The sequence below is a fragment of the Rosenbergiella sp. YN46 genome, from assembly GCF_036620675.1.
Lineage (GTDB): Bacteria > Pseudomonadota > Gammaproteobacteria > Enterobacterales > Enterobacteriaceae > Jejubacter.
In genome coordinates this window covers 1-627 of the sequence record NZ_JAZHEE010000120.1, presented here as the reverse complement: position 1 = coordinate 627, position 627 = coordinate 1, and the positions used below count along the sequence as shown (strand labels likewise).

Below are 627 nucleotides of genomic sequence, written 5' to 3'. Positions count from 1 at the left end.
TTCCAATTGTAAATCCGACCTGATAAAATGCATACATTAGAATTTGAAAAACTGTAGGTACAAAATCTGTAAATCGGCCAATTCCAGCTACTAGTACTGTAATCACACTAACAGTGAATACGAAATAACGAGCTGGTTTTGATAATTCAGCAAATCGCAAAAACAGTATAATCGTAATCGAGATAAACATTACAACAATCGTTACAAACCCAGCATTAAGCCCTAAGACATTAATCAAAAGTGTATAGCCTTCCTCAGTGGTTGTGGGGACTGTGAAATTGGTAATTGTGATTTTTTCAGGCACTGCAAATTTCAACACGCTTGCCAAAGCATTGAAAGAAAAAAGTAGCAGAAGAGCAAAAGAAACTATTCTTGCATGGCGTTTTAGTCCAGGAAATCTTTTTCGAATCCTTCTTCCCAAAATTGAGCCTTGTAAAATCCCAACACTCAGCACAGCAGCAAATGAGATAAGGAAATTTTCTTCTGCAATTTCAAATAGATTCATTGGAATATAATTGAGTTAAAACAGATTCTAATTAATTTTAAAGATCACTATATTTTATCAATTGATCTTCCAATTTGGATTAGATTTTTCAAAATGTTGTGGGGTGATCTCTCAGATCTTTG

Annotated in this window: 1 protein-coding gene; it reads right to left on the bottom strand. The window is 34.0% G+C overall.

The features are described 5' to 3' along the window. Window positions 1-505 (bottom strand): hypothetical protein (locus V3W49_RS22815; protein WP_500148240.1); only part of this gene is annotated, 505 nt, incomplete at its 3' end. Window positions 506-627: the final 122 nt, after the last annotated feature.